Genomic DNA, 24,062 nt, shown 5'->3' with positions numbered 1-24,062 from the left:
ATCGCCCCGCCCTACACGGCCTGTTGCGGGCCATGGGTAGCCAGGTCATTCCAGCCAGCGTACGTTCTGCAGAATCTCGTCGAAGAAACTGCGCAAGGTGACTGCAGACATGCTGTAGGGATCGAAATCTGCAGTCCCTGAGTATTTCAGGAACAGCTGGCGATTGGATTCGAGTGACGCAATCAGCCCCATCGACCAGCCGGTGAAGCGCCGGCAAGGAATTTCGCTCATGTCCAGGACCGCCGTGTCGCGGTGGCGGCCGTCTTTCAGCAAGCGGTGGTACAGCGCGTTGACTGCAGCCCGGTCACCTTCGAGCAGCTGCAGAAAGATGCCGTTGTTCAGGCACAGGGCGCCCGTGATCCCGGCGCGGGTGTTGTTGCGCTGCGAGGCCCCCAAAATGTCCTTGACGTCTGCAGGCCCCAGCACACGCGAAGACCGGCTCGCGTAGATCAGTTGTATCAACATGTGTGTCTCCAAAACGCCGAGTGTGTCAGCGCTGGCCTTGACCGGTGGCCCGCTCGGAAAAAACCCCTCAAAACCCATCGCCGAATCCACCCGAAGGGACTTCAAACGGACTTCGAATACCCGGGATGGGGCATGGGTGGAGGGTCTTTGCGCGCAAGAGCACCGCAGCCAGAGGGGATCGTGTAACTTTCGGTAGCTCAACTCGGTACCCGGTACGACACCCATGACGGAATTGCCGCCTCCCCTGCCTGCCGACGACGCCCGGATACAGGCGGCGCTCACCGACACGCTGCGGTTGGCTGCGGTGCGCGAAACCGGCTTGCTCGACAGCATCGCCGAAGAGAGCTTTGACCGATTGACCCGGCTGGCCTCCACGATCACTGGCGCTCCCGTCACCTTCATCTCGCTGCTCGACGCGCACCGCGACTTCTACAAAAGCACATTTGGCATGGGCGAGCCGTTGAGCACACTGCGACAGCTCACCGGGCGGACGTTCTGCCACTACTCCATGGTGTCTGACGGGCCCCTGGTGCTGGAAGATGCCACGCGGTTGCCCGTGTTCCGCGACGTGCCCACCGTAGCCTCGCTGGGGGTGCGCGCCTACGCAGGCATCCCCCTGAAAACCGAAGCGGGCGAGGTTCTGGGCAGCTTTTGTGCGGTTGATTTCAAGGCCAAGCAGTGGACGGAAAAGGACATCGAAATCCTGGTCGAACTGGCCCACTCCACGATGCGCGAGATCCGGCTGCGCCGGGCATTGCGCGACGCCGAGGTGCTCAACCAGCAGCTGGTCGAACAAATCCAGAAGGTGGACGCACTGAACCTGGCGCTCAACGAGCTGGCCCGGACCGACCCGCTCACCGGCCTGCGCAACCGGCGCGCATTTGACGACAGCCTGGAGCTGGAACTGGCCGTGGTGGAGCGCACGCAGTCGCCCCTGAGCCTGCTCATGCTGGACGTGGACCATTTCAAGCAGATCAACGACAACTTCGGCCATGAGGCTGGCGACAAGGTGCTGCGGTCCATCGCGCAGGTGCTCAGCGGCTGCGTCAGGATCATCGACATCGTGGCCCGGGTGGGCGGCGAGGAATTTGCCGTGATCCTGCCCCACACGGATGCACAGGGCTCCCACGAAGTCGCCCAGCGCATGCGTGTTGCGGTGGCCCAGGCGGGCTGGCTGAGCCAGCCCACCACCATCAGCATTGGTGCGGCCAGCTTGCAGGATGTAGAGAGCGCGTGCAGCCTCTTTGCACGGGCGGACGCAGCGCTGTACGCCGCCAAGAAATCCGGGCGAAACCGCGTGGTGACGGCGTGAACCGCCTGAGGGCGTTCAGCGCGATGCGCTGCCGTACGCCGAAGCGTCCACCGTGGCCACCGAACGAAAAGCCGGCTTGGCAAACAGATAGCCCTGCATCAGGTGTATCCCCACATCGAACAGAAAGTCACGCTCGGCCGGTGTCTCGATGCCTTCGGCGACGACCTTGATGTTCATTTCCTCGCACAGCCGCACCAGACTGCGCACGATGGCCTGGCGGGCGCGGTTGGCATCCACGTTGCGGATCAGGTCCATGTCGATCTTGATGATGTCGGGCTGAAAATCCGACAGCAGCTTCATGCCCGCATAGCCTGCACCGAAGTCGTCAATGGCGGTCTGGAAACCGCAGCGCTTGTACTCGCGCAGGATCTGGGCAAACCAGGGGCCGTCCTCAATGCGCTCGCCCTCGGTCACCTCAAAGATGATCTGAGAGAGCGGAAAGCCGTTTGCCCTGGCAGCCTCCAGGGTCGTGCGGATGCACACCTCAGGTTTGTAGATCGCATTGGGCAGAAAGTTGATCGACACCGGCTGCGCCATCCCCAGCTCTGCTGCGCCCTTGATGGCTTTGACCCGGCAGGCCTGGTCAAAGCGGTAGCGGTTGTGGTCGTTGACCTGCGCCAACACGGTCATCGCGCCCTCGCCACCCGGCCCCCTCACCAGCGCTTCGTGCGCAAAGACCACACGGCGCTCCACGTCCACGATGGGTTGGTACGCGTAGTCAAACTGAAACCCCAGCCCCACGGCCTTGCCGCAATCCTCGCAGTCCTTCGGAGTGCCGCCCAACGGGACGAAATCGACGGGGAAAGAGGCATTGGACGGGGAGAGGGGAAGCACGCGCATGGCCTGGATTCTCCGTTCGATTCACCAAACAAGGGGGTAGGGCTGGATTTGACCTCACACAGGCCACTGCTTGCAAATGACCGGTGTGCAAAGAGCTTGCTTGGCACCCCGTATTGCCATCAAGCGCTGGACGCCGGGCCCACCGGTTCGGGCGGCAGCACGCCGCGCATTGCCAGGCAAAACGGCTGCACACATTCAGCCCGCGCGGCATAGGGGCAGCCCACCGTTTCGCACAGGCCGGATGCGCCATTGCGCGCACGCTCATCCTCACGCGGCACCTGGCCGCTGGCCTGCAGCACGGCCATCTGCGTCCACGGGTCCAGACGGCCCGTGGCCTGCTGGAGCATGTCGCGGCCGTACACCGTGGCCGCCAGTTGCGGCTGCAGGTCCAGCACCAGCAGCGCACTGGTGCGCGGTGCGGCGGCGTCCATGCCCTGCAACACCAAAGCCATCACGCCCGACTGCAGCGGCTGGCCGCCCCCGGCAAACGGCACCTGCAGCGCGCCGCCTGCAGCACTGGCGTTTGCGCTGGCCTGTGCTGCGGCTGCACCGGTCGCTGGCGACGCCTGCGTCGCCAGCCATGGCACCGGTGCACGCAAGGTCAGCGCCAGCCCGCGCGGCCCCTCGGGTGTCAACACCACCCCCTGACGTACCAGCCAGGTCTGCAGCGGCGGCTGGTCGGCATCCAGCGCCCCACTCTCCAGCGCCTGCGCCATGCCGATGGGCCAGGGCTGCGCGGCCACTACGCGCTGCGGCACCCCGGCCTGGGCCGTGACCTGCGCCACGAGCGCGCTCACCAAACGCTGCAGCGGCGCACCCAGCCCCGTGGCAGGCCAGTCAGCGCCTGACAACGACGCCGCCGAAGGGGTGGACACGGCGGGTGCCGACGTTGGCGCCCCCACGGGAAGTGGGGGCGGCGCCAGCGGCAGTAACGGCCCACGCGGCGCAGGTCCCGCCTTCACCCCTGAAGCGGCAGCATGGCCCGCTACTTCGCGCCGTGGGTCAAAACCCGCGCCCAGCTGCTCGCGCGCCTGGGCTGAAATGCTGGCCTTGTCCGCCGGTGCGGGCAAAGGCCCAGCGGGGGGGCTGGGCGAGGTTGGTGTGGGCGGCGGCGCGCTCGGGTCGGCCGTGGGCAGCGGTGCGGGCGCAGGCGTGGGTTTGTCCAGCCCCAGCAGTGCGCTCTGCCGCTGCAGCGCCGCCTCGGCCAGAAACTGGGCCACGGGCGGAAGCGCGTTGCGGGAGGGGTCGATGGGGAGGGACATACCGGATGGGCAGGGAGATGCCGGATTCTGGAGCCATTCACCTTGCATGACCAGTCCCAGTGGCCCAATCCGGTGCGCTATGTTTTTGATAGCTCGCAGTGCATGCCCATCGAGCGCAGAGGCCACTTTTGACTCACAATCCAGGGGCCGCCCAGGCACAGCAGCCCCGCCGCTCTTCAAGCCCGCCATGCCCTCACACCGCCAGGTTTCCACGCCCTCACTAGGCACCGCGCCACCGCCCCTACCCTGGGTGGTCCCGGCGCTGCTCGGCGCGGTGGTGGGCTTCCTGCTGCTGGGGGCCTGGTCCCTGGCACCGAACTGGGAGCGCGCCTTCCGCTCCGACCAATCGCCCGCCGCGTGGTTGTCGGGTGCCCTGCTGCTGGCGCTCAGCGTCACGGCCCTGCGGATGGTGGGTGACCGCGCCCTGCCCCGGCTGCTGGGCGCCTGGCTGGCACTCGCGTTTTTCGTGCTGGCGCTGGACGAACAGTTCATGCTGCACGAGCTGTGGAAGTTCCGTTGCCATGAGTGGACGGACGCCTGCCGCTGGAGCCCCGTGCGCGAAGCCCCCATGCTGGCCGTGGCGGTGGTGGGCCTGTTCACCATGGCCTGGCTGCACCGCGTCTTGCTGCACACCGGCACCCGCGCCCTGCTGTGGGCGGGCCTGGCCGTGGGCTGGCTGGCGATTGGTGTGGACCAATGGCCCGAAGTGCAAGCGCGCTGGCACAGTCTGCCCGAGCTGCCAGCGCTGCTGGCCACGCTGGAAGAGGGGCTGGAAGTGGTGGCCGAGGCGCTGGTGTTGGGGGCGTTGCTGCGGCAACCTCGAGTTGGAATGTGACACGCCTTGCAGCGGATTCGCTGGGGACCTTTGATGGCCGCGCCCCAGAAGTTCCAGAGCAACTTCAAATCGGCAATACTCTGTGATCAACAGTATCTGAAAGACCCTCGTAAAAAAGTGGCTTGAAACAGGCCTTGTGAGAAGTGAGATATGTTGATGATCAAACCCGAATATTGGGAGTATTGAATTGGAAGCAAAATTTGTCGAATACAACGGGGTACAAGTGACCGAAGGCTGGCCCGAGAAGATTATTTTTGCCCAATCAAAAACAACCGACATTATTTGCGGCATTGAATATCCCCGGGTGCCCTATGGCGAAGAGGCGGTAGATTATGGTGCTGATAATCACCCATGTGGTGATTGCGCTGTCGTTAAAGGCCAGCTACATGTACCGTTTTGCGACGTAGAGCAGTGCGCTGCGTGTGGAGGACAAGCGTTATCGTGCGACTGCGATTACGGGGATGAGGACGAGCATGGAGAGTAATGTGTCAATGCATTATTCAATGCGTGATCCAAAAAATTCAAACATTGGCGCGGGGGACCTCTGCAGGCCCCGCATCAACGAAGCGACGCGCAGAGATTCCCCTTACGTGCACTCCTCATCCACCCAGCGCCCCGCCCGGAACCACTGGCCGCCGATATTGAGGTACCAGCGCCATTCAAAGATCGGCTCGAAGCTCATGCCGCCGGGCGAAGGGGTGTCGATGCGCAGGATGTCTGCGATGCCATCGCGGTCCAGGTCGATCTCGTGCACCAGCACGGCAGTGTTCTTGCGCTGGGGCTTGTCCCGGATGGGCGGGTCGGCGGGCTGCATCCAGCTCGTGGCGTATCGCCGGGTCTTCACCTTCACCGCATCAGGCGGCAGCTTTCCGGGCAGCACCAGGCGGGTCAGCACCTCGGCACTGTCGGACAGCCTGGCGTAGCCGCGCACGGGCTGGGCTTCTTCGCCAGGGTCGTTGAACCCGCGGCCGGGGTAGTGGCCGCCGCAGTAATGGTCTTCGTTGCTGATGTCCCAATAGCGCTGGCGCACGGTGTGGGCCCCCACCAGGCCCTGGTGGGTGATGGCATAGAGGGTCAGCGCAGGGGCAAAGGCCTGGTCGGCAGAGCCCACGTCCCAGAAGCCGGTGATGTATTCGATTTCAGGCCCATTGTGGCGGTTGAACCGGCCCACGGGCGCCCCGGTAGGAATGACGCTGATGCGGGCGCCCGCCACGGCGGCCAGACCGTCGGCATCGGTCTCGTGCAGCAGGGCCACGCTGGTGTGGGACCGAAAGTACGACGGGGCAATCGTCGGCAAGGTCGGCTTGGCGGCCAAAGGGGCCACGGCAGGGATGTGGTCCACGGCACGGGTGGCCAGCTTCAGGTCGTCCAGCGGGTTCACGGGGTGGCCCCGGTCGATCTCTTGCTCGGCCCGAAGCAACACACCGGTACGCATGAGCTTTTTGGCGGCCTCCCATTCAGGCCGCGTGGGGTACTGCACCGGCATTTCATGCGCGTGGCTCTTGACCAGCGCAGGCAGCTGCAGGGTTGGCAGACGCGGCAGAGCGTTGCCGTATGCGCGCAGGCGGTTGGGTGACGGCGCCACCCAGAAGGCACGGGCCGCGTCCTTGCCCGCCTGGACCAGGGTGAGGGGCTGGTCAGCCAGGAGGTTGCAGGCAATGTGGGCTTGCAATGGCTCGGGCAACGGGGGACCCAGGCGGGCATCGCCCGCATAGAGCACTGCACACCAGCCATCGCGCTCGGTGAGCTGTTGCAGCACGGTGTTGGCGGGTACTTGGGCGACGATGCGGGCCTGGGATTGAGCCGACTCGCGCAGGTTGACCCACGAGCCTTGCACATAGCGCTGCTTGGCGGGTGCTACAGCCGGGGCCGGGGCCTGGGCCCACGCACTGGCGCCCGTCAGCGCGGCAACCGCCGCAGCCGCTATGGCGACCGCTAACGCGGCGGGAACTCGGAAGCGTTGCTGGGCTTTCGATGTCGTGCTCATGTGTGTTGACTCCCTTCGCGATGGGCGTGAGTATCGCCCGCCCGGGAGACCCACTCCGGTCGGGCCCTTCGGCCTGTCTGAAGCACACAGCCCGCGAGCCCACACTCAAGGCAACGACTTCACACCCTCAAACGCCGCATTCAAGGCAGCCTCAGCCGCCAGCAGCCGCTGCCGCGCTTCGCCCGACCACACGCGGTCTTTGGCCAGGGTGTCCTTGGCAACGGTCGCCATGCGCGTGACCTCCTGCGGCTGCGGCCCGCCTGTGCCGGTGCGTGTGGTCACCATGTCTGCGGGCGACAAAGCGCGGCGGAATGCGGCTTCACCCAGCGGCAGGCGCTGGTCCTTGAGGTCGTATTTCTTGCCCGCTTCGCGGTAGATGCGCACGGCTTCGGCGTACGGGAAATCCTTGGGGCGAATGTTGCGCTCCTTGGCAAACAGCACCACATCCGACGCAAAGTGGTGCCCCACCCGGAACGGCACGCCATGGCTGCGTTGCAGCGCTTCGGCCAGCTCCATCGAGGTGGTCCACTCGGATTCGAGTTCGTCCAACGCGCGTGCGGGGTCGATGCGCAATGAGTCCAGCACATCGGCAAACTGCTGCAGCATCTCCACGCCTTGCACAAAGGTCTTGGCGCTGGCCGGGCTCCAGGTGTTCTTGTAGTCGATCATGCCGGGCGTGACGTTATGCGCCCGCCACAGCGACGCCTGGGCCGAGGCCACCACATCGCTGGCCTTGGCCCGCGTGTTCTGGATGATGCCGGGGTTGGCCTTTTGCGGCATGGCGCTGCTGGTGTAGGTCTTGCCGCTGGCCAGCAGCAGCCAAGGCCGCGTCTGGTGGTACTGGGTGTGCACGTCCTGCATGAACGCGCCCACGCGGATAGCGGTGGAGCTGGCGATGGACGTGGCCTCGATGGGGATGTCGTAGGTGCTGATCTGCCCTGCATCCAGCGAGTTCACGATGAGACCGTCGAACCCCAGCAACTGCGCCAGACGCTCGCGGTTGATGCCCCAGCTGGAGTTGGACAGCACCGCCGTGCCCATGGGGCTGAGGTTGATGCGGGCGTAGGCCTCGCGAATGCGCGCCGAGTCGCGCGCGAACGAGTCGGCCCAAGCCATCAGGTAGTGCCCGTAGCTGATGGGCATGGCCTGCACGCCATTGGTGTAAGCGGGCACATAGGTAGCGGTGTGGGCCTGCGCCGTGGTGATGAGCCGTGCGCGCACCTGGTCCAGCGCATCGGCAAAGTCCAGCATTTCCAGACGCAACTGCGCGGCATTCAAGGTGGAATGAATGTCCTGGCGGCTGCGCCCGGTGTGGATCAGCGTTGCCTCGGGGCCCACGGCATCCGTGATGATCTTCTCGACCTGCAGCACATCGGTGGGGCGCTTGCCACCGGGCGTGGTGGCCTGGGTGATCGAATGCTCAACGCCGCGCGCGATGCGACCGGCCTGGGCCTTGGGGATGATGCCCTGCTCGACATTCACCACGGCCGATGCCATGTTGATACGGCCGAACCAGTAGAACGTGTCTTGCGACTTGGACAAGGCGCTGGTGGCGTCCCCTTTGACCACCCCCTGAATCTTGGCGACCTGCGCCTGGCACTCGGCCGTGGTCTTGCACGCGGTGTCGAGGGTATCGGCGGCGTTGGCCTGGCCCATGGCGAAGATGGCCGCCATCACCGGAGCGATGAGGAAACGGGACGGGCGCGAAGTGATCTCGCCCAAGGTGGGGCGCTGCAATGACGGCATGAAGTTTTGTCTCCTGAGTTCCTGCGCACTGGCTTGCACACGGTGCGGGAATAAGATTCGTTAGTTGAATGACCCCAGGGCAGGCTCGCGCCCAACCGAAGGCACGCGATGGTTGCACAGCAGGCAACACAGGGCCAATGCTTCTTTTTCAACATGATTCAAATTTTGAATACCCCATGCCAGACCTGACGCCCTCCGTCCTGTTCAATCGCATCCTGGGCCGTGTGCGCCTCAAGCACCTGCAGTTGGCGATTGCGATTGCCGATTTGCAAAGCCTGCACCGCGCGGCCTCTGCCATTGGCCTGAGCCAGCCCGCAGCGACGCATGCGCTGGCGGAGCTGGAGAGTTCTATGGGCGGCGCCCTCTTTGAAAGGCACGCCAAGGGCATGCGCCTGACCCGCCTGGGGGAGGCGGTTCTGCCACTGCTGCGCGCTTCGCTGGTGCCCCTGCAAGCGGCTGCTGGCAATGCGGCGCTGATGCAGCAAGGGGCCGCGTCCGCGCTGATCCGCATCGGCAGCATCGCGGCGGGCATCAACGGGTTGCTGACGGCCGCCATTCCGGCCTACTGCGCCCTGCACCCGAGCGCCGCCATCGATGTTCACGAAGTCACCATCGACAACCTGCTGGAGAGCATCCAGGAAGGAACCCTGGACCTAGCGATCTGCCGCGAACCGACCCCGCTGCCGCAGGGGTTCGAGTTTCACGCCGCGCTGCCGGATGAATTCGTCATCGCTTGCCGCCCTGAGCACCCTTTGGCGCAACAGGCAATCGTCACGTCCGCCGAGCTGCTGTCACAACGCTGGCTGAGCCCACCACTCACAGGGCTGGGCCCACAGCAGGTGGATAGCCTGTTCGACGATTTAGGCGGGGTGCCGGAACTGTGTCGCGTGTCGAGCCGCTCGACGGAAATCATCTACGCCATGCTGGCGGACAGCGACATGCTCGTCTGCGTGCCAGCGAGCCTTGTGCGGCCCTTGGTGCGGCGCAAAAATCTGGCCGTCTTGTCGTGGAAACCCCAGGACGTGGGCCCTCTGGGTGTGTTGGTGAAAGCGGCGGTGTGGGCGGATAGCTCACATCCCTGTCGTGCTTTCATCGAGCATGTGCTCGGTGTGCGCGGTGTGCTTGACGTGTTGACCATCGGCAAAGAGCCCGAGCCTGGCGCGATGTGCCCCGGTTGAACACGGGCAGGCTATTGCACACCAGGGCACTCACTTCTATTTTGATAGCAACAAATCCAATATAGCAAAGCGATAGAAGGCAATTTACCACCCCAGAAGCCCGACCCCACCACCGCGCCACCTTGTGGCGCCCTCACCATGCCATCGTCTACCCCGTTGAACCTACCCGCCAAGATTTCGATCGCCGCGCTCGCGGTGCTGGGTCTGCTGGGCGGATCGCTGATCGTGGCCCACGCAGGCTTTGCGACATCACCACGGCGCGGCGGGCCGTCCACCTTCGTACCGGCGCCCGAGGCCTACATCCTGTCTGCGGTGATGTATGCGATGTCATTCCTTGCGCTCTGGGTCTTGCTGCGAGACCGCCAAGCATCCAAGGCCACCACCCTGGCGGCAATGGGCGCCTACGGTGTCATGGCCTGGGCCACGGTGCATGTGATAGCCGCCTGGTAGGCCGTCCAATCTGCTCACACAACGGCAGCAGCCAACGGACAGCAAACAGGCAGCGCCCTGGCAGGCTATGCAGCCAGGGCAGGCTCGGCAGCCGCTGGTGCAAGCGGTTGCGCTTCGATCACGCGCGCCAGCAAGGCCCCGCTGTAGTGCGCAGGCAGCGCAATCCACACACGCACGGGGCTGCCCTGGGCTACGTTGACCGGCTGGCCTTCGACATTGCGCATCTCCTGCAGCCGTACGGTGATATTCCCACTCGGGTGGACCACCTCAATCAGGTCTCCCACCGCAAAGTGGTTCTTCGTCTCCACCTGCACCCAGTCCCCTTGCAAGCCCACATCGGCCTGCCCCTCAGCACCCAACACCTCACCCACATACTGGCTGCGCTGCGTGGCCGAGTGGCCGTTGATGTAGTTCTGGTAATCGTTGCTGGGGCGGCGCTCCAGCAGGCCGCCGGTGTAGCCGCGGTTGGACAGGCCTTCCAGCTCGATCAGCAGCTCGGGGTTGAAGGGGCGGCCCGCCACGGCGTCGTCAATGGCGCGGCGGTAGACCTGGGCAGTGCGGGCCACGTAGTACAGGCTCTTGGTGCGGCCTTCGATCTTGAGCGAGTCCACGCCGATCTGCGCCAGGCGCGCCACGTGCTCCACCGCACGCAGGTCCTTGCTGTTCATGATGTACGTGCCGTGCTCGTCTTCCATGATGGGCATCATTTGCCCAGGGCGGCCCGCCTCTTCGATCAGGTAGACCTTGTCGGCCTTGGGGTGGCGCTCGCCGTTGCCGGTGGTCGATGCAAAGGCTTGTTCGGCCTTCTGCTGCGCGGCTTCGAAGTTGAAGTCGCCTTCCATCTTCTGCGCAATGGCTTCGCCCGTGGTGGGGTCGATGTCGGCGTCGTGCGTGGCGTAGTTCCAGCGGCAGGCGTTGGTGCAGGTGCCCTGGTTGGGGTCGCGGTGGTTGAAGTAGCCGCTGAGCAGGCAGCGGCCCGAGTACGCAATGCACAACGCGCCGTGCACGAACACTTCCAGCTCCATGTCGGGGCATTCCTGGCGGATCTTTTCGATCTCGTCCAGGCTCAGCTCGCGCGAGAGGATGACGCGCTCCACGCCCATCTTCTGCCAGAACTTCACCGCCGCCCAGTTGGTGGTGTTGGCCTGCACCGAGAGGTGCACCACCTGCTCGGGCCACTTTTCCTTGACCATCATGATCAGGCCCGCGTCGGCCATGATGAGGGCGTCGGGTTGGCAGTCGATCACGGGCTCGATGTCGCGCAGGTAGGTGCGGATCTTGTCGTTGTGCGCAATCAGGTTGCTGGTCACAAAGAACTTCTTGCCGCGCGCGTGGGCCTCGTCAATGCCTTGCTTGATCTGCTCCAGGCGGAACTCGTTGTTGCGCGCGCGCAGGCTGTAGCGCGGCTGGCCTGCGTACACGGCGTCGGCGCCAAAGTCGTAGGCAGCGCGCATCTTGTCGAGCGAGCCAGCGGGCAAGAGCAGTTCGGGGGCTTTGAGCGTGGTCATGGGGTGGCCCAATCTAAAAATCGTCGGGGGTCGGGTTCAGCGGGGCATCAGGGGCAGGCCCGCGAGCATGCCCACGGCCTGCGCAGGCAGTTCTTCGGCGTCAAAGGCCTTGTCACCATCGGCGTCGGCCACGCCGTTGGGTACCAACCCCTTGAAGTCGAACTGGCGCGTGTCCATGAAGTGCGAGGGCACCAGGTTGCGCAGGGCCACGGCCATGTTTTCGATGCGGCCGGGGTAGAGCTGCTGCCAGTCGCGCAGCATCTGGCCGATCTGCTTGCGTTGCAGGTTCTCCTGGCTGCCGCACAGGGTGCACGGGATGATGGGAAAGGCGCGGATGTCCGCCCAGCGGGTGAGGTCGTCTTCAGCCACATAGGCCAGCGGGCGGATGATGAGGTGGTCGCCCCGGTCGCTCTGCACCTTGGGCGGCATGCCCTTGAGCTTGCCGCCGAAGAACATGTTGAGAAAGAACGTCTGCAGCATGTCGTCGCGGTGGTGGCCGAGCGCAATTTTGGTGCAGCCCAGCTCATCAGCCACGCGGTACAAAATGCCCCGGCGCAGGCGGCTGCACAGGCTGCACATGGTCTTGCCTTCGGGGATGTGCTCCTTGACGACGCTGTAGGTGTCCTGCGTTTCGATGTGAAAGGGCACGCCCACCTTCGCCAGATATTCGGGCAGCACATGGGCCGGAAAGCCGGGCTGCTTCTGGTCGAGGTTGACGGCGATCAGCTCGAACCTGTTGCCGTTGCGCTGCTGCAGCATGCGCAGCACGTCAAGCATCGCGTAGCTGTCCTTGCCGCCCGAGACACACACCATGACCTTGTCGCCGTCTTCGATGAGGCCGAAGTCGGCAATGGCCTGGGCGACCTGGCGCACCAGGCGCTTTTCGAGCTTGAGCGCGGCGTGGGCGGCGGCTTTTTGAGCAGCATCGTCGGCAGGTGCCGTGTCGGCGGGCAAGATAGCGTTGTCGATCATGGTGGGCTGCCTGGAACGGCACTGCGTTGCCGCACTTCAGAGCGGCAACAATTGCTATTAATTAGATAGCACCTGGCGCTTGACCATCAAGCACCAGGTGCCAATTTTCCTACAAACCGTTCATTCAGCGCGAATCTCTCACCCTTGGGTGGGCGTTGCAAAACCCGCAGCGCGCGAAACCGGCGCGGCCCAGACCAAAGGCCGCCGCGCAAGGGCCGCCCCGCCGCGCTGGCGGCGTCCCCCTTGGGGGAAGGCGCCGCAGGCGACTCAGGGTGGCAGCTACTCTAGGCTTCTGCTGGGTAGAACATCTTGCGGGTGGGCACGTTCTCGACTGCCTTGGCGATGGCGCCGATGTGGTCCGGTGTGGTGCCACAGCAGCCGCCCAGAATGTTGACCAGCCCCTCGGCCGCGAACTCATGCACCAGGCGGCTGGTGATTTCAGGCGTTTCGTCAAAGCCGGTGTCGCTCATGGGGTTGGGCAGGCCGGCGTTGGGGTAGCAGCTGATGAAGGTGTCCTCGGCCACGCGGTTCAGTTCCTGGATGTAGGGGCGCATCAGCGTGGCACCCAAGGCGCAGTTCAGGCCTATGGCTAGCGGGCGCGAGTGGCGCACGCTGTGCCAGAAGGCCGTGACCGTCTGGCCCGAGAGGATGCGGCCCGAGGCATCGGTGACGGTGCCGCTGATGATGAGCGGCAGGCGCTCGCCGCTGTTTTCAAAGAACTCGTCGATGGCGAACAGCGCGGCCTTGGCGTTGAGCGTGTCGAAGATCGTCTCGACCAGCAGCACGTCGGAGCCGCCCTCGACCAGCGCTTCCACCTGCTCGTAGTAAGCGGCGCGCAGCTGCTCGAAGTCCACATTGCGCGCGCCGGGGTCGTTCACGTCGGGGCTGATGCTGGCCGTCTTGGGCGTGGGGCCGAGGGCGCCTGCGACAAAGCGGGGCTTGTCGGGCGTGCTGTACTTGTCACAGGCGGCGCGGGCCAGCTGGGCAGATTTCAAATTCATCTCGCGCGCCAGGTGGGCCATCTTGTAGTCCTCCTGCGCGATGGTTGTCGCGCCGAAGGTGTTGGTCTCGATCAGGTCGGCGCCTGCAGCCAGGTAGCGCTCGTGGATGTCGCGGATCACATCGGGCCGGGCGATGCTGAGCAACTCGTTGTTGCCCTTCACGTCACGCGGGAAGTCCTTGAACCGGTCGCCCGCCCCATCCGGGCCGTTGTAGCCTTCGCCCCGGTACTGCGCCTCGCCCAGCTTGAAGCGCTGGATCATGGTGCCCATGGCGCCGTCGAGGATGACGATGCGTTGGGCGAGGATGTCGGGCAGTTGCGCGGCGCGCGTGTAGGCAAGCGTTTTCATCCCCCGATTGTAGAAAGCCCCCCGGGGCTGCCGGTGGCCCAGGGGCTTTCTCACCCACACACGAGCGTGTAGCGTTGCTTGGCCAGCCGCGTGGCGCCCAGGCGGTCATAGAAACGGATGGCGCCCTCGTTCCACACGGGCGTCTGCCACTGCATCGCCTCGCAGCCCAGCATTTGGGCGCGGTGCCGCACAGCGGCCATCATCTCGGCGCCCCGGCCGCAGCCACGCGCTTCAGGCTCCAGGTACAGGCAGTCCAGATGCAGGTAAGAGCGCGCGGCGAGAGTCGAATAGTCCAGCGTGGCGCTGGCATATCCCACTGCCTGCTCACCCCAATAGCCCAGCCAGGCGAACAACCGCCCCGCCTCCAGCCCCTGGGCCAGCCGGTGGGCATGGCCGTCGGCGCTGTACGGGATGCGCTCGTACGCCGCGTGGGCGGCGCACAGGTCGGCCAGCGCGGGCGCGTCAGCGGCGCCTGCGGCGCGCAGGGTCCAGCCGGTGCGATGCGGCGGATGGCTCAGCATGCGCACTCGATGGCGGGGCGGGCCGACGGCATGGCGCCGCGCTCCGGGCCGGTGGCTACAGGCTGGCCGTCGCGGATCCAGAAGTCCAGCCCGCCCAGCATCTCCTTGACCGTGAAGCCCAGCCGCGCCAGCTTGTACGCGCCCCGGGTCGAGCCGTTGCAGCCGATGCCGTCGCAGTACGTGACATAGACCTTGCTGCGGTCGAGGTGCGCCGTGCTCTGCTCGTCCATGGTGCGGTGGGGAAAGCTGATGGCGCCCGGCACATGGCCCTGTTCGTAATGCGCCGTGGAGCGGGTGTCGACCACCACGATGGCGTCGATGCCGTTGCGCAGGTCTTCGGCCACGTCCCAGGCATCGGCGTGGTAGCTGAGCTTGGCGGCCATGAAGTCTCGCGACTGCTCGGGGCTGGGCGCGGGGAACGCCAGGACGGCGGAGGCGGGGGCGGAGACGGGGGCTGCGTGGGTCATGGAAAAGTCCTCTCGTGTGGCTGTGTGGTGTTGCGATGGGAGGAAGTTTCCGACGATTTGGCCTGATTGATAATGCCAATCCTTCGTCACAAATAAGACCAATTACCGATGAAACCACGGCTGTTGCTCACGCTGCTGGAGGACGCCCACGGAGGCGGCCGCCGGGAGCGCCTGTGCTCGGCGCTGCGCGAGGCCGTGCGCACCGGCCAGGCCGTGCTGGGCGAACGCCTGCCCTCCACCCGCGATCTGGCGCGCGACCTGGGTCTTTCACGGGTCACGGTGGAGGCGGCCTACGCCCAGCTGGAAACCGAGGGCTACCTGCACCGGCATGTCGGCCAGGGCAGCTTCGTGGCCATCGACATGCAGCGTGCCGGGGCGGCGCGGTCCCGGGCGGGCCGGATGGCCCCGGCGGCGGCACTGCCCGCGCTGTCGCGGCGCGGGCAGCGCATGGTCGATACCGGCGGTTGCGCCGAGCCCGACCGCGCCCGCGCGTTCGTGGCGGGCAGCCCAGACCTGCGAGCGTTTCCGGTGGACCTGTGGCGCCAGCTGATGCAGCGCCGCCTGCGCCAGGACGCCGGGCCCCTGCTGTTCTACGGTGACCCCCAAGGCCTGCCCGCACTGCGCGAGGCCATCGCGCGCTACCTTGCGCAATCGCGCGGCGTGCGTTGCCATGCGGGCCAGGTGCTGGTGCTGACCAGCTCGCAACAAGCCCTGCAGCTGCTGGCCGCGACGCTGCTGGACGAAGGCGATACCGTCTGGATGGAGGACCCGGGCTACGCAGGCGCGCGCACCGCGTTCCGCGCCAGCGGGGCCCAGGTGGTGGACATGCCGCTGGACGGCGAAGGCGCCCAGCTGGTGCCCACCCAGGCGCCGCCACGCCTGATCTACCTCACGCCATCGCACCAGTTCCCCACCGGGCGCGCCATGTCCCTGCAGCGCCGCCTGGCCTTCATCGACCACGCACAGGCCACGGGGGCCTGGCTGATCGAGGACGACTACGACAGCGAATTCCTCTACGACCACCAGCCCACGCCCACCTTGCAGGGCCTGGACGCGCACGGCCGCGTGCTCTACATAGGCACGTTCTCGAAGTCCTTGTTTCCTTCGGTGCGGCTGGCCTACATGGTGCTGCCCGAACCACTGGTAAAGCCCCTGGTGACCGCACGCACCATCTACGACGGCCACCCCTCGCAGCCCATGCAGGCCGTGGCGGCTGACTTCATGGACCAGGGCCACTTCGCGGCCCACCTGCGGCTGATGCGCCAGCTGTACCGCAGCCGACGCGACGCCTTGCTGCAGGCGCTGCACACCCACCTGCCCTGGGCCGAGCCCCTGGACAGCCGGGGCGGGCTGCAGATGGCCGTGCGGCTGACCGAGGGCAGCGAGCGGCAGCAAACGCGCCGCGCGCTGGCGCGCGGCATTGCAACCCCCAGCCTCAGCGAGCTCTACCATGCAGCGCCTCCCATCGCGGGATGGCGGCTGGGCTTTGCCGCCATCCCGCCTGAGGTGATCGAAAGCGCTGTCCGCGCGCTGCGCTGACCCCCAACCAGCGGCGCAGGCCCGCAGCGCACAATACGGGCCTTGCATCGCACGGTTCGTAGCACGGGCCCGCACACAATTTTTTGGCTTTATTGGCGTCCAGCGCAGGTGGGTCCAGCGTGGGGCGCTCTCATTTTCAGAGTATTCGCTTGGTGTCTCGCCCGTCTTCCGTGTTGTCCCCTGCCCAGTCTGTCTTGCAGGATGTCTTCGGCTACGAACAGTTCCGCGGCCCGCAGCAAGCCATCGTCGAGCATGTGATTGGCGGCGGCGACGCGCTGGTGCTGATGCCCACGGGCGGAGGCAAGTCGCTGTGCTACCAGGTGCCAGCCATCGTGCGCCAGCAGCAGGGGCGCGGGGTGACCATCGTGATTTCGCCGCTGATCGCGCTGATGCACGACCAGGTGGGCGCGCTGCACGAGGCGGGGGTGGACGCCGCGTTCCTGAACTCGACGCTGAGCTACGACGAGACCCAGGACGTGGAGCTGCGCCTGCAGACCGGCGACCTCACGCTGCTGTATGCCGCGCCCGAGCGGCTGAACACGCCGCGTTTCCTGGGCCTGCTCGACAGCCTGTACAGCGGCGGCCACCTGAGCCTGTTCGCCATCGACGAAGCACACTGCGTCAGCCAGTGGGGCCACGATTTCCGCCCCGAATACCGCGCGCTCACGCTGCTGCACGAGCGTTACCCGCAAGTACCGCGCATTGCGCTCACCGCAACGGCCGATGCGCTCACGCGCGAAGACATCGTCGAGCGGCTGCAGCTGCAGGATGCACGGCTGTTCATCAGCAGCTTTGACCGGCCCAACATCCGCTACCGCATTGAGGAAAAGAAGGACGTCACCACGCAGCTGCTGCGCTTCATCGAGCGCGAGCATGCGGGCGAGGCGGGCGTGGTGTATTGCCAGTCGCGCAAGCGCGTGGAAGAGCTGGCCGCCACGCTGAGCGACGCGGGCATCACCGCCCTGCCCTACCACGCGGGGCTGGACACGAAAGTGCGTCAGAAGAACCAGGATCGCTTCCTGCGCGAGGAAGGCATCGTGATGGTGGCCACCATCGCGTTCGGCATGGGCATCGACAAGCCTGATGTGCGTTTTGTGGCCCATGTGGACATGCCCAAGAACATCGAAGGCTACTACCAGGAAACGGGCCGCGCGGGCCGCGACGGACTGAACGCCGATGCCTGGATGGCGTATGGCCTGAACGACGTGGTCAACCAGCGCCGCATGATCGACGAAAGCCCGGCGGGCGAGGAGTTCAAGCAGGCGCTGCGTGGCAAGCTCGATGCACTGCTGGCCCTGGCCGAGGCCACCGACTGCCGACGCGTGCGGCTGCTGGCGTACTTTGGAGAGCAGTCCACACCCTGCGGCAACTGCGACAACTGCCTGAACCCACCGGCGGTGTGGGATGCGACGGATGCGGCACGCAAGCTGCTCTCCACCATCTACCGCGTGAACCAGGCCAGCGGCATCAGCTTTGGCACGGGGCACATCATGGACATCCTGCGCGGCAAGAAGACCGAGAAGGTCGCGCAGTTCGGGCACGAAAAAATCTCCACCTTCGGCATCGGCGCGGACCTGACCGAGCCCCAGCTGCGCGGCGTGCTGCGCCAGCTGATCGCCACCGGCGCGTTAGGCCTGCAGAAGGTGATGCTGGACAGCGGCCACAGCTTTGACACGCTGTGCCTCACCGAGGGTTCGCGCGCGGTGCTCAAGGGCGAGGTGCCGGTGCAGTTGCGCGAGTCGGTGTCGTCCGCACCGGCCAAACGCACGCGCACCCGCAAGGGCACGGGCAGCGCGCCGCCCGCCGCGGCCGCCAATCTTGGCCCCGATGCGCAGGTGCGTTTCATCAACCTCAAGGCCTGGCGCGCCGAGGTGGCACGCGAGCACAACCTGCCTGCGTATGTGATCTTTCACGACGCCACTTTGGCCGCGATTGCCGAGCGCAACCCCGGCACGCTCGACGACCTGCAGGGCATCAGCGGGATGGGGGCGAAAAAGCTGGAGGCGTACGGGGCGGACGTCCTGCGCGTGGTACGCGCGGGGTAGCCCCGCTGCCGCGCTTTGCTGCCCCGCGATGCGATGCGTGCGGGCCTACGTGAACAGATCCTTCGCGCTCAGGCGGCCGACGCTGCCCGCGCCCGCAGCGCCCGGATGCCTTCCGAAAAACGCCGCAGCGTAGGCGTGCTGTCGCCCGGTGGCACCATCAATTCGATGAGCTGAAAGCAACCGCGCTCGGCAAACGCGGCATCGAGCGCCGCCTTGAACTGCGCCCGCGTGTGCACCCGGTGGCCGCGCCCGCCCAGCGCATCGGCGGCCTGGGCCAGGTGCCAGTCGCCCAGGGCGGCGCAGCGCGATTCGGTCTGGAAGGAGCGGATCATTTCCCAGGTCTGGTTGTTGAGCACGATGGCGATGGGGTCCAGCCCCAGGCGCGGGCAGTTGCCCAGCTCCCAGCCCGTCATCTGGAAGGCGCCGTCGCCCACCAGGATCAGGCTGCGCTGGCCCGTGGCCACCTGCGCACCGATGCCGGCCGGCACGCCGAAGCCCATGGACGCGTAGTAGCCCGGCGCCACCAGCGGGGTGGGCAGCAGCTCCATCGCAGCAAACAGGCAGTCGCCAATGTCCGCGACGATGTTCATGGGGCCGTGCGCGCGGATGCGGTCGTTGAGCGCGCGGGAGAGGTCGGCCGCACACACGGGCGCATCGTTGGCCACCAGGCCCTCGGGGCAAGTGGGCGGGGGCGGCAGGGCGCGCGGCGGCTTGGCGCCTGCGGCCGGGGCGCGGGCCAGCAGCGCTTCCACCAGCGCGGCCAGGGGGATGTTCGGGTACAAGTGGTGGCCCACGCGCACCTCGCGGTGCGCGGCGATGAGCGCGCGGCGAAAGTCCATGCGCTGGGCGCTCACGCCGAAATTGCTGTCCGACAGGATGGCGCCCAGCATCACGGGCAGGTCGGAGTCGTCGAGCAGCGCACTGGTCTCGGGCGCGCCCGCCACGCCCAGGTAGGTGCCGTGCAGCTGTACGCCGGAGTGCACGCCCTCCTCCGCCAGCAGGCCCCGGCCCATGAAGGTGGTGAGCACGGGCAGTTGCAGACGGCGCGCCAGCTCGGCCACGCGGGCTTCCAGGCCAAAGCGGCGCACCTCCACGTCCACCACCAGCACGGGGCGCTGGGCTGCCTGGATGCGGGCCATCCATTCGTCGGCGCACTCGGCCACGGCGGCTTCATTGAAGGTGCTGGGCGGCAGCAGGGGCACCTCGGCCATGGGGTGCAGCGTCATGTCGCGCGGCACCTCGATGAGCACGGGCTGCGAGTATTCGCGGCAGCTGCGCAGCACGCGGGCCAGCTCGGCGGGCGCGGTGGCAGGGTCGGACAGGCGCACCTGGTCGCAGGTGATCTCGCGGAAGATCCGCCATTGCGAATCGACATGGCGCACCTGGTGGTGCAGCACCAGGCCCGAGTGCGCCTCGACCTCGCCGGGGCAGCCGGCCAGCACCACCAGCGGCGAGCGCTCGGCATAGGCCCCCGCCACCGCGTTGACCACGTTGAGCGCGCCCGCGCCGTAGGTGACAGCCACCACGCCCAGGCCGCAGTGCATGCGCGCGGCGGCATCGGCGGCAAAGCCCAGCGAGGGCTCGTGGCTGAGCGTGACCAGCGGCAGGATGCCGCTCTCCTCGATCTGCTTGAACAAGGGGAGGATGAAGTCACCGGGGATGCCGAAGATCTCGCGCGCGCCGTGGTGCTTGAGCGCGTGCAGCAGTTGAAGGCCGAGGGGGGTCATGGGCGTGTTCCTTGCAGGTGGTGCCGTTGTGCGGCGGTGGCGGATGATCCACGCGGCGTGTCCAAGGCGGCTCTGATGCGCATCAAACCCAGCGACTCCTAGCGCGAGTTCGCAGATTCGTTCTGTTTTCGACCTAGAAGCGCAACAAATCTGCGCGAAGCACCGACCAAACCCGGAGCCCCGCCCGCTCAGGCCCGGCGCAGCGTGAAGGAGGGGAACCACGCGGCCAGTTGCTGCTGGTGCGCCGTGGTCAGCGCCCAGGCCGGTGCGCCAGGTGCGCGGCATTCCTGCAGCGCCCAGCGGCGCACGCCGCGCGCGGCCAGGGCCTGGGCCAGGTCCAGCAACTCATCCACACCAAACAGGCCCGCGTGCCAGGTGGTGCGGCATTCGTGGTCGGTGCCATAGGCCAGAAGCACCTCCAGCCCGGCCCAGGCGCGCGCACCGCTGCCGGGCGTGGCGGTGATGGCGTTGTAGCGCTGCGGCAGGGCCTTGATGTCCAGACCCACCCAATCGAGTTGCGGCAGCAGTGCCGCCAGCCGCTCGGGGTACATGCCGCCGGTGTGCAGGGCGGTCTGCAGGCCCAGGCTGCGCACTGCGTTCAGCGCCGCGCCCAGGCCCGCCTGCAGCGTGGGCTCGCCGCCCGAGAAAACCACGCCGTCCAGCAGGCCGCGCCGGCTTTCCAGAAAGGCCAGCGCCTGCGCCCAGGGCAGCGAGGGCGGTTCGGTGGCATCGAGCAGTTCGGGGTTGTGGCAATAGCCGCAGCGCCAGGGGCAGCCCTGGCAATACAAAACGGCCGCGAGGCGGCCGGGGAAATCGATGGTGGTGAGCGGTGTCATGCCGCCCAGCCGCAGCGCCGCGGCTGGCGGCGCCTCAGCAGGCGTTGCTTCCACCACGCGTCTGCTCTGAAAAGAAACGGCGCTCGGCGTGCTCGCCCTGCTTGCCCGTGTTGAAGCTGGCCACGGGGCGGTGATAGCCCATCACGCGGGTCCAGACCTCGCAGGGCTGGCGCTCGTCGTCGGTGAGCTGCACGGCGGCGGCGCTGGAGATGGCGGTGTGTTCGGTAGCGGAGAAATGGCTCATGCCGAGGTCCTTTCGGGGGGTGGAGGAAATGGTTTGCTTCTTTTTTGATAGCTACTTGCGCTTGACTATCAAGCGCCAGGGCCACTTTTTGCTCAAGATCTAGGCGACCAGACGCCGCCGCTTGACGTCCAGCCGCTCTTCGTCGCAGCGGGGGCAGAACGGGTGCTCGCCCGCCAGGTAGCCGTGTGTGGGGCAAATGGAGAACGTGGGCGTGACGGTGATGTAGGGCAGGCGGAAGTTCGTCAGCGCGCGCCGCACCAGCTCGCGGCAGGCCGCGCCGCTGGAAACGCGCTCGCCCATGTACAGGTGCAGCACGGTGCCCCCGGTGTATTTGCCCTGCAGTGCCTCCTGCCGCATCAGCGCCTCGAACGGGTCGTCGGTGAAGCCCGCGGGCAGTTGCGACGAGTTGGTGTAGTACGGCTGCTCGGCCGTGCCCGCCTGCAGGATGGCGGGCCAGCGCTTCTTGTCTTCCTTGGCGAAGCGGTAGGTGGTGCCTTCGGCGGGCGTGGCTTCCAGGTTGTAGAGGTGGCCGGTTTCTTCCTGGAAGGCGGTCATGCGCTCGCGCACGTGGTCGAGCAGGCGCACGGCGAACGCATGGCCCCATTCGCTGGTGATGTCGTGCTGGTCTGCCGTGAAGTTGCGCACCATCTCATTGATGCCGTTCACGCCCAGCGTGCTGAAGTGGTTGCGTAAGGTGCCCAGGTAGCGCTTGGTGTAGGGGAACAAGCCCTGGTCCATGAGGCGCTGGATGAGCTTGCGTTTGGTCTCCAGGCTTTGTTTGCCCAGCTCCAGGAGGCGGTCCAGCGCGGCAAACAGACCGGCTTCATCGCCCGCATGCAAGTACCCCAGCCGCGCGCAGTTGATGGTGACCACGCCCAGGCTGCCCGTCTGCTCGGCGCTGCCGAACAGGCCGTTGCCGCGCTTCAAGAGCTCGCGCAGATCGAGCTGCAGGCGGCAGCACATGGAGCGCACCATGTTGGGCTCCAGCTCGGAGTTGATGAAGTTCTGGAAGTACGGCAGACCGTACTTGGCTGTCATATCGAACAGCAGCTGCGCGTTCTCGCTCTCCCAGGGGAAGTCCTTGGTGATGTTGTAGGTGGGGATGGGAAAGGTGAACACGCGGCCCTTGGCATCGCCCGTGGTCATCACGTCGATGTAGGCGCGGTTGATGAGGTCCATCTCGGCCTGCAGGTCGCCATAGCTAAACGGCATCTCCACGCCGCCGATCACCGGCACTTGCTCGCGCAGATCGTCAGGGCATGTCCAGTCGAAGGTGAGGTTGGTGAACGGCGTCTGCGTGCCCCAACGCGAAGGCACGTTGAGGTTGTAGACCAGCTCCTGGATGCACTGGCGCACCTGCGCGTAGTCCATGCCGTCCTTGCGCACGAAGGGCGCCATGTAGGTGTCGAACGACGAGAACGCCTGCGCGCCCGCCCACTCGTTCTGCAGCGTGCCCAGGAAGTTCACGATCTGCCCCACGGCCGAACTCATGTGCTTGGGCGGCCCCGCCTCCACCTTGCCCGGCACGCCGTTGAGCCCCTCGTGCAGCAGCGTGCGCAGCGACCAGCCCGCGCAGTAGCCGCTGAGCATGTCGAGGTCGTGGATGTGGATATCGCCATTGCGGTGCGCCTCGCCGATCTCGGGCGTGTGGACGTGCGACAGCCAGTAGTTGGCCGTGACCTTGCCCGCCACGTTCAGGATCAGCCCGCCCAGCGAATAGCCCTGGTTGGCGTTGGCGTTCACGCGCCAGTCGGCACGCGTGAGGTATTCGTTGATGGAGCTTTCCACATCCACCAGCGTCTGCTTGTCGGCGCGCAGTGTGGCGTGCTGCTCGCGGTAGACGATGTAGGCACGCGCCGTGGCCAGGTGGTTGGCGGCGATCAGCGTCTGCTCGGCCACGTCCTGGATCTGCTCGATGGTGGGGGCCTCGCCCTGGAAGCGGTGGATGAGCACCTTGGTGACCTGGGCGGTGAGCAATGCCGCTTCGTCGGCGCCGTATTCACCCGAGGCCTGCCCGGCGCTGGCCAGCGCGGCTCGGATGCGTTCGGCATCAAACGGAACGCGCTGGCCGCTGCGCAAAACGACTTCGCGGGGCAAGGTGGCAAGGGTGGACGCCATGGGTTCGACCAATCTGTGGAACGGGTTAAAAACACTACCTATGGTGTCCACGATACCCATCAAACACTATAGGTAGTTTGATTCAACACAATCGAGGCGGTAAGCAGGGGTAAAAAAACGCCGGCACAGGGGCCGGCGGAAAGGAAGGTGCCGTCAGGCCCTACCGATGGATCAGAGGTGCATGCGCAGGCACGCAGTGGGGTGCAGGAGGGTGCTGCTCAATGGCAGGCGGTGGCTTCTTCCTCCTCGATGCGCGGATAGAAGTCATGGTCTTCGCGCTGCATGCGCTCGAAAACACGGCGCAGCACCACATTGGCCTCGTTGCGAAAGCCCTGGGCATCGCGGCGCACGGCCTCGGCGGTGTTCCAGCGGCGCGCAAACGCATCGTAGGCGCTGGCGATCGATGCCATCTCGCTTTGGTACTGGCGGCCCAGGCGCGCCAGTTCGGCGTTGCCGCCGCGCTGCAGTGCGGGGTACAGCACCTGGTCTTCCACGGCCAGGTGCAGCTTGATGCTGCCGCTCATGGCCACGATGCCCTGCGCGATGGCGCTGGCATTGGCCTCTACGCCCGCCTGGGCCAGGGCGCGCAAGGTGGCGATGCTGCGCAGGATGTCGGTGTGCTGGTGTTTGAATTTGTCGAGGTTCATGGTCAGTCCTTGTG

The 24,062-nt window shown here is 66.2% G+C and carries 22 protein-coding genes; 7 read left to right on the top strand and 15 right to left on the bottom strand.

Annotated features, from left to right (window positions below; all coding sequences use genetic code 11):
* Positions 1-45: 45 nt before the first annotated feature.
* Positions 46-465 (bottom strand): BLUF domain-containing protein, encoded by a 420-nt coding sequence (locus ACT89O_RS01130; protein WP_055398776.1) that lies wholly within the window; start codon positions 463-465, stop codon positions 46-48.
* A 223-nt stretch (positions 466-688) separates the two neighbouring features.
* Between ACT89O_RS01130 and ACT89O_RS01125 the strand changes: the two genes are divergently transcribed.
* Complete coding sequence (locus ACT89O_RS01125; protein ID WP_487261596.1) at positions 689-1,777, top strand: sensor domain-containing diguanylate cyclase; 1,089 nt, start codon at positions 689-691, stop codon at positions 1,775-1,777.
* 15 nt (positions 1,778-1,792) lie between these two features.
* On the opposite strand, the gene ACT89O_RS01120 is transcribed toward ACT89O_RS01125, so the two are convergent.
* Complete coding sequence (locus ACT89O_RS01120) at positions 1,793-2,617, bottom strand: EAL domain-containing protein (RefSeq protein ID WP_431151491.1); 825 nt, start codon at positions 2,615-2,617, stop codon at positions 1,793-1,795.
* Positions 2,618-2,736: 119 nt separating this feature from the next.
* Complete coding sequence (locus ACT89O_RS01115; protein WP_487261595.1) at positions 2,737-3,879, bottom strand: hypothetical protein; 1,143 nt, start codon at positions 3,877-3,879, stop codon at positions 2,737-2,739.
* Between the two features lie 187 nt (positions 3,880-4,066).
* Between ACT89O_RS01115 and ACT89O_RS01110 the strand changes: the two genes are divergently transcribed.
* Both ACT89O_RS01110 and ACT89O_RS01105 read left to right on the top strand, forming a co-directional pair.
* Positions 4,067-4,714, top strand: coding sequence for a hypothetical protein (locus tag ACT89O_RS01110; RefSeq protein WP_487261594.1), 648 nt, complete (start codon positions 4,067-4,069; stop codon positions 4,712-4,714).
* Positions 4,715-4,901: 187 nt separating this feature from the next.
* The gene (locus tag ACT89O_RS01105) at positions 4,902-5,198 is read left to right on the top strand and encodes a hypothetical protein (RefSeq protein WP_487261593.1); all 297 of its coding nucleotides are present in this window, start codon (positions 4,902-4,904) and stop codon (positions 5,196-5,198) included.
* Positions 5,199-5,300: 102 nt separating this feature from the next.
* Here the strand turns inward: ACT89O_RS01105 and ACT89O_RS01100 are convergent, their stop codons facing one another.
* Both ACT89O_RS01100 and ACT89O_RS01095 read right to left on the bottom strand, forming a co-directional pair.
* Complete coding sequence (locus tag ACT89O_RS01100; RefSeq protein ID WP_487261592.1) at positions 5,301-6,701, bottom strand: SH3 domain-containing protein; 1,401 nt, start codon at positions 6,699-6,701, stop codon at positions 5,301-5,303.
* A gap of 105 nt (positions 6,702-6,806) precedes the next feature.
* Positions 6,807-8,447 (bottom strand): argininosuccinate lyase, encoded by a 1,641-nt coding sequence (locus ACT89O_RS01095; RefSeq protein ID WP_487261591.1) that lies wholly within the window; start codon positions 8,445-8,447, stop codon positions 6,807-6,809.
* 176 nt (positions 8,448-8,623) lie between these two features.
* Between ACT89O_RS01095 and ACT89O_RS01090 the strand changes: the two genes are divergently transcribed.
* The gene (locus ACT89O_RS01090) at positions 8,624-9,625 is read left to right on the top strand and encodes a LysR family transcriptional regulator (RefSeq protein WP_487261590.1); all 1,002 of its coding nucleotides are present in this window, start codon (positions 8,624-8,626) and stop codon (positions 9,623-9,625) included.
* Positions 9,626-9,763: 138 nt separating this feature from the next.
* Positions 9,764-10,075: a hypothetical protein gene (locus tag ACT89O_RS01085; RefSeq protein ID WP_147433285.1), complete on the top strand. Its 312-nt coding sequence runs from the start codon at positions 9,764-9,766 to the stop codon at positions 10,073-10,075.
* A 65-nt stretch (positions 10,076-10,140) separates the two neighbouring features.
* Here the strand turns inward: ACT89O_RS01085 and trhP are convergent, their stop codons facing one another.
* From trhP to ACT89O_RS01060, 5 genes are all read right to left on the bottom strand, one after another.
* Positions 10,141-11,583, bottom strand: coding sequence for a prephenate-dependent tRNA uridine(34) hydroxylase TrhP (trhP, locus tag ACT89O_RS01080; protein WP_487261589.1), 1,443 nt, complete (start codon positions 11,581-11,583; stop codon positions 10,141-10,143).
* A gap of 36 nt (positions 11,584-11,619) precedes the next feature.
* A complete protein-coding gene (gene ttcA, locus ACT89O_RS01075; protein ID WP_487261588.1) occupies positions 11,620-12,555 on the bottom strand; it encodes a tRNA 2-thiocytidine(32) synthetase TtcA in 936 nt (311 codons plus the stop codon).
* Positions 12,556-12,839: 284 nt separating this feature from the next.
* Positions 12,840-13,904, bottom strand: a complete 1,065-nt coding sequence (locus tag ACT89O_RS01070; RefSeq protein ID WP_487261587.1) for a homocysteine S-methyltransferase family protein — start codon at positions 13,902-13,904, stop codon at positions 12,840-12,842.
* 50 nt (positions 13,905-13,954) lie between these two features.
* Positions 13,955-14,425 carry a GNAT family N-acetyltransferase gene (locus ACT89O_RS01065; RefSeq protein WP_121508878.1) on the bottom strand — a complete coding sequence of 157 codons (471 nt, stop codon included), beginning with the start codon at positions 14,423-14,425 and terminating at the stop codon, positions 13,955-13,957.
* Positions 14,419-14,892, bottom strand: coding sequence for a rhodanese-like domain-containing protein (locus ACT89O_RS01060; RefSeq protein WP_121507941.1), 474 nt, complete (start codon positions 14,890-14,892; stop codon positions 14,419-14,421). The genes ACT89O_RS01065 and ACT89O_RS01060 overlap by 7 nt, the downstream gene beginning before the upstream one ends.
* A 108-nt stretch (positions 14,893-15,000) precedes the next feature.
* Here ACT89O_RS01060 and pdxR point away from each other — a divergent pair, with 108 nt between their 5' ends.
* Both pdxR and recQ read left to right on the top strand, forming a co-directional pair.
* Positions 15,001-16,431 (top strand): MocR-like pyridoxine biosynthesis transcription factor PdxR, encoded by a 1,431-nt coding sequence (pdxR, locus tag ACT89O_RS01055; RefSeq protein ID WP_487261586.1) that lies wholly within the window; start codon positions 15,001-15,003, stop codon positions 16,429-16,431.
* 173 nt (positions 16,432-16,604) lie between these two features.
* Positions 16,605-18,476: a DNA helicase RecQ gene (recQ, locus tag ACT89O_RS01050; RefSeq protein ID WP_142150909.1), complete on the top strand. Its 1,872-nt coding sequence runs from the start codon at positions 16,605-16,607 to the stop codon at positions 18,474-18,476.
* Positions 18,477-18,544: 68 nt separating this feature from the next.
* Here recQ and ipdC read toward each other — a convergent pair whose 3' ends face one another.
* The 5 genes from ipdC to ACT89O_RS01025 all read right to left on the bottom strand — a co-directional run bounded on the left by ipdC (position 18,545) and on the right by ACT89O_RS01025 (position 24,048).
* A complete protein-coding gene (gene ipdC / locus ACT89O_RS01045) occupies positions 18,545-20,203 on the bottom strand; it encodes an indolepyruvate/phenylpyruvate decarboxylase (protein WP_487261585.1) in 1,659 nt (552 codons plus the stop codon).
* Between the two features lie 188 nt (positions 20,204-20,391).
* The gene (locus ACT89O_RS01040; protein ID WP_436129643.1) at positions 20,392-21,039 is read right to left on the bottom strand and encodes an anaerobic ribonucleoside-triphosphate reductase activating protein; all 648 of its coding nucleotides are present in this window, start codon (positions 21,037-21,039) and stop codon (positions 20,392-20,394) included.
* Positions 21,040-21,073: 34 nt separating this feature from the next.
* Entirely contained in the window at positions 21,074-21,283 is a 210-nt protein-coding gene (gene nrdD / locus ACT89O_RS01035) for an anaerobic ribonucleoside-triphosphate reductase (RefSeq protein WP_218301327.1), read from the bottom strand.
* A gap of 99 nt (positions 21,284-21,382) precedes the next feature.
* On the bottom strand, positions 21,383-23,401 hold the full coding sequence (locus ACT89O_RS01030) for a ribonucleoside triphosphate reductase (protein ID WP_487261584.1): 2,019 nt from the start codon (positions 23,399-23,401) through the stop codon (positions 21,383-21,385).
* 218 nt (positions 23,402-23,619) lie between these two features.
* Positions 23,620-24,048, bottom strand: coding sequence for a hemerythrin domain-containing protein (locus tag ACT89O_RS01025; RefSeq protein ID WP_487261583.1), 429 nt, complete (start codon positions 24,046-24,048; stop codon positions 23,620-23,622).
* Between the last annotated feature and the right edge of the window lie 14 nt (positions 24,049-24,062).

Source organism: Acidovorax sp. NN32 (genome assembly GCF_057597245.1).
The sequence above is the reverse complement of the archived record's forward strand: the minus strand, read 5'-3'. Positions and strand labels throughout refer to the sequence as shown.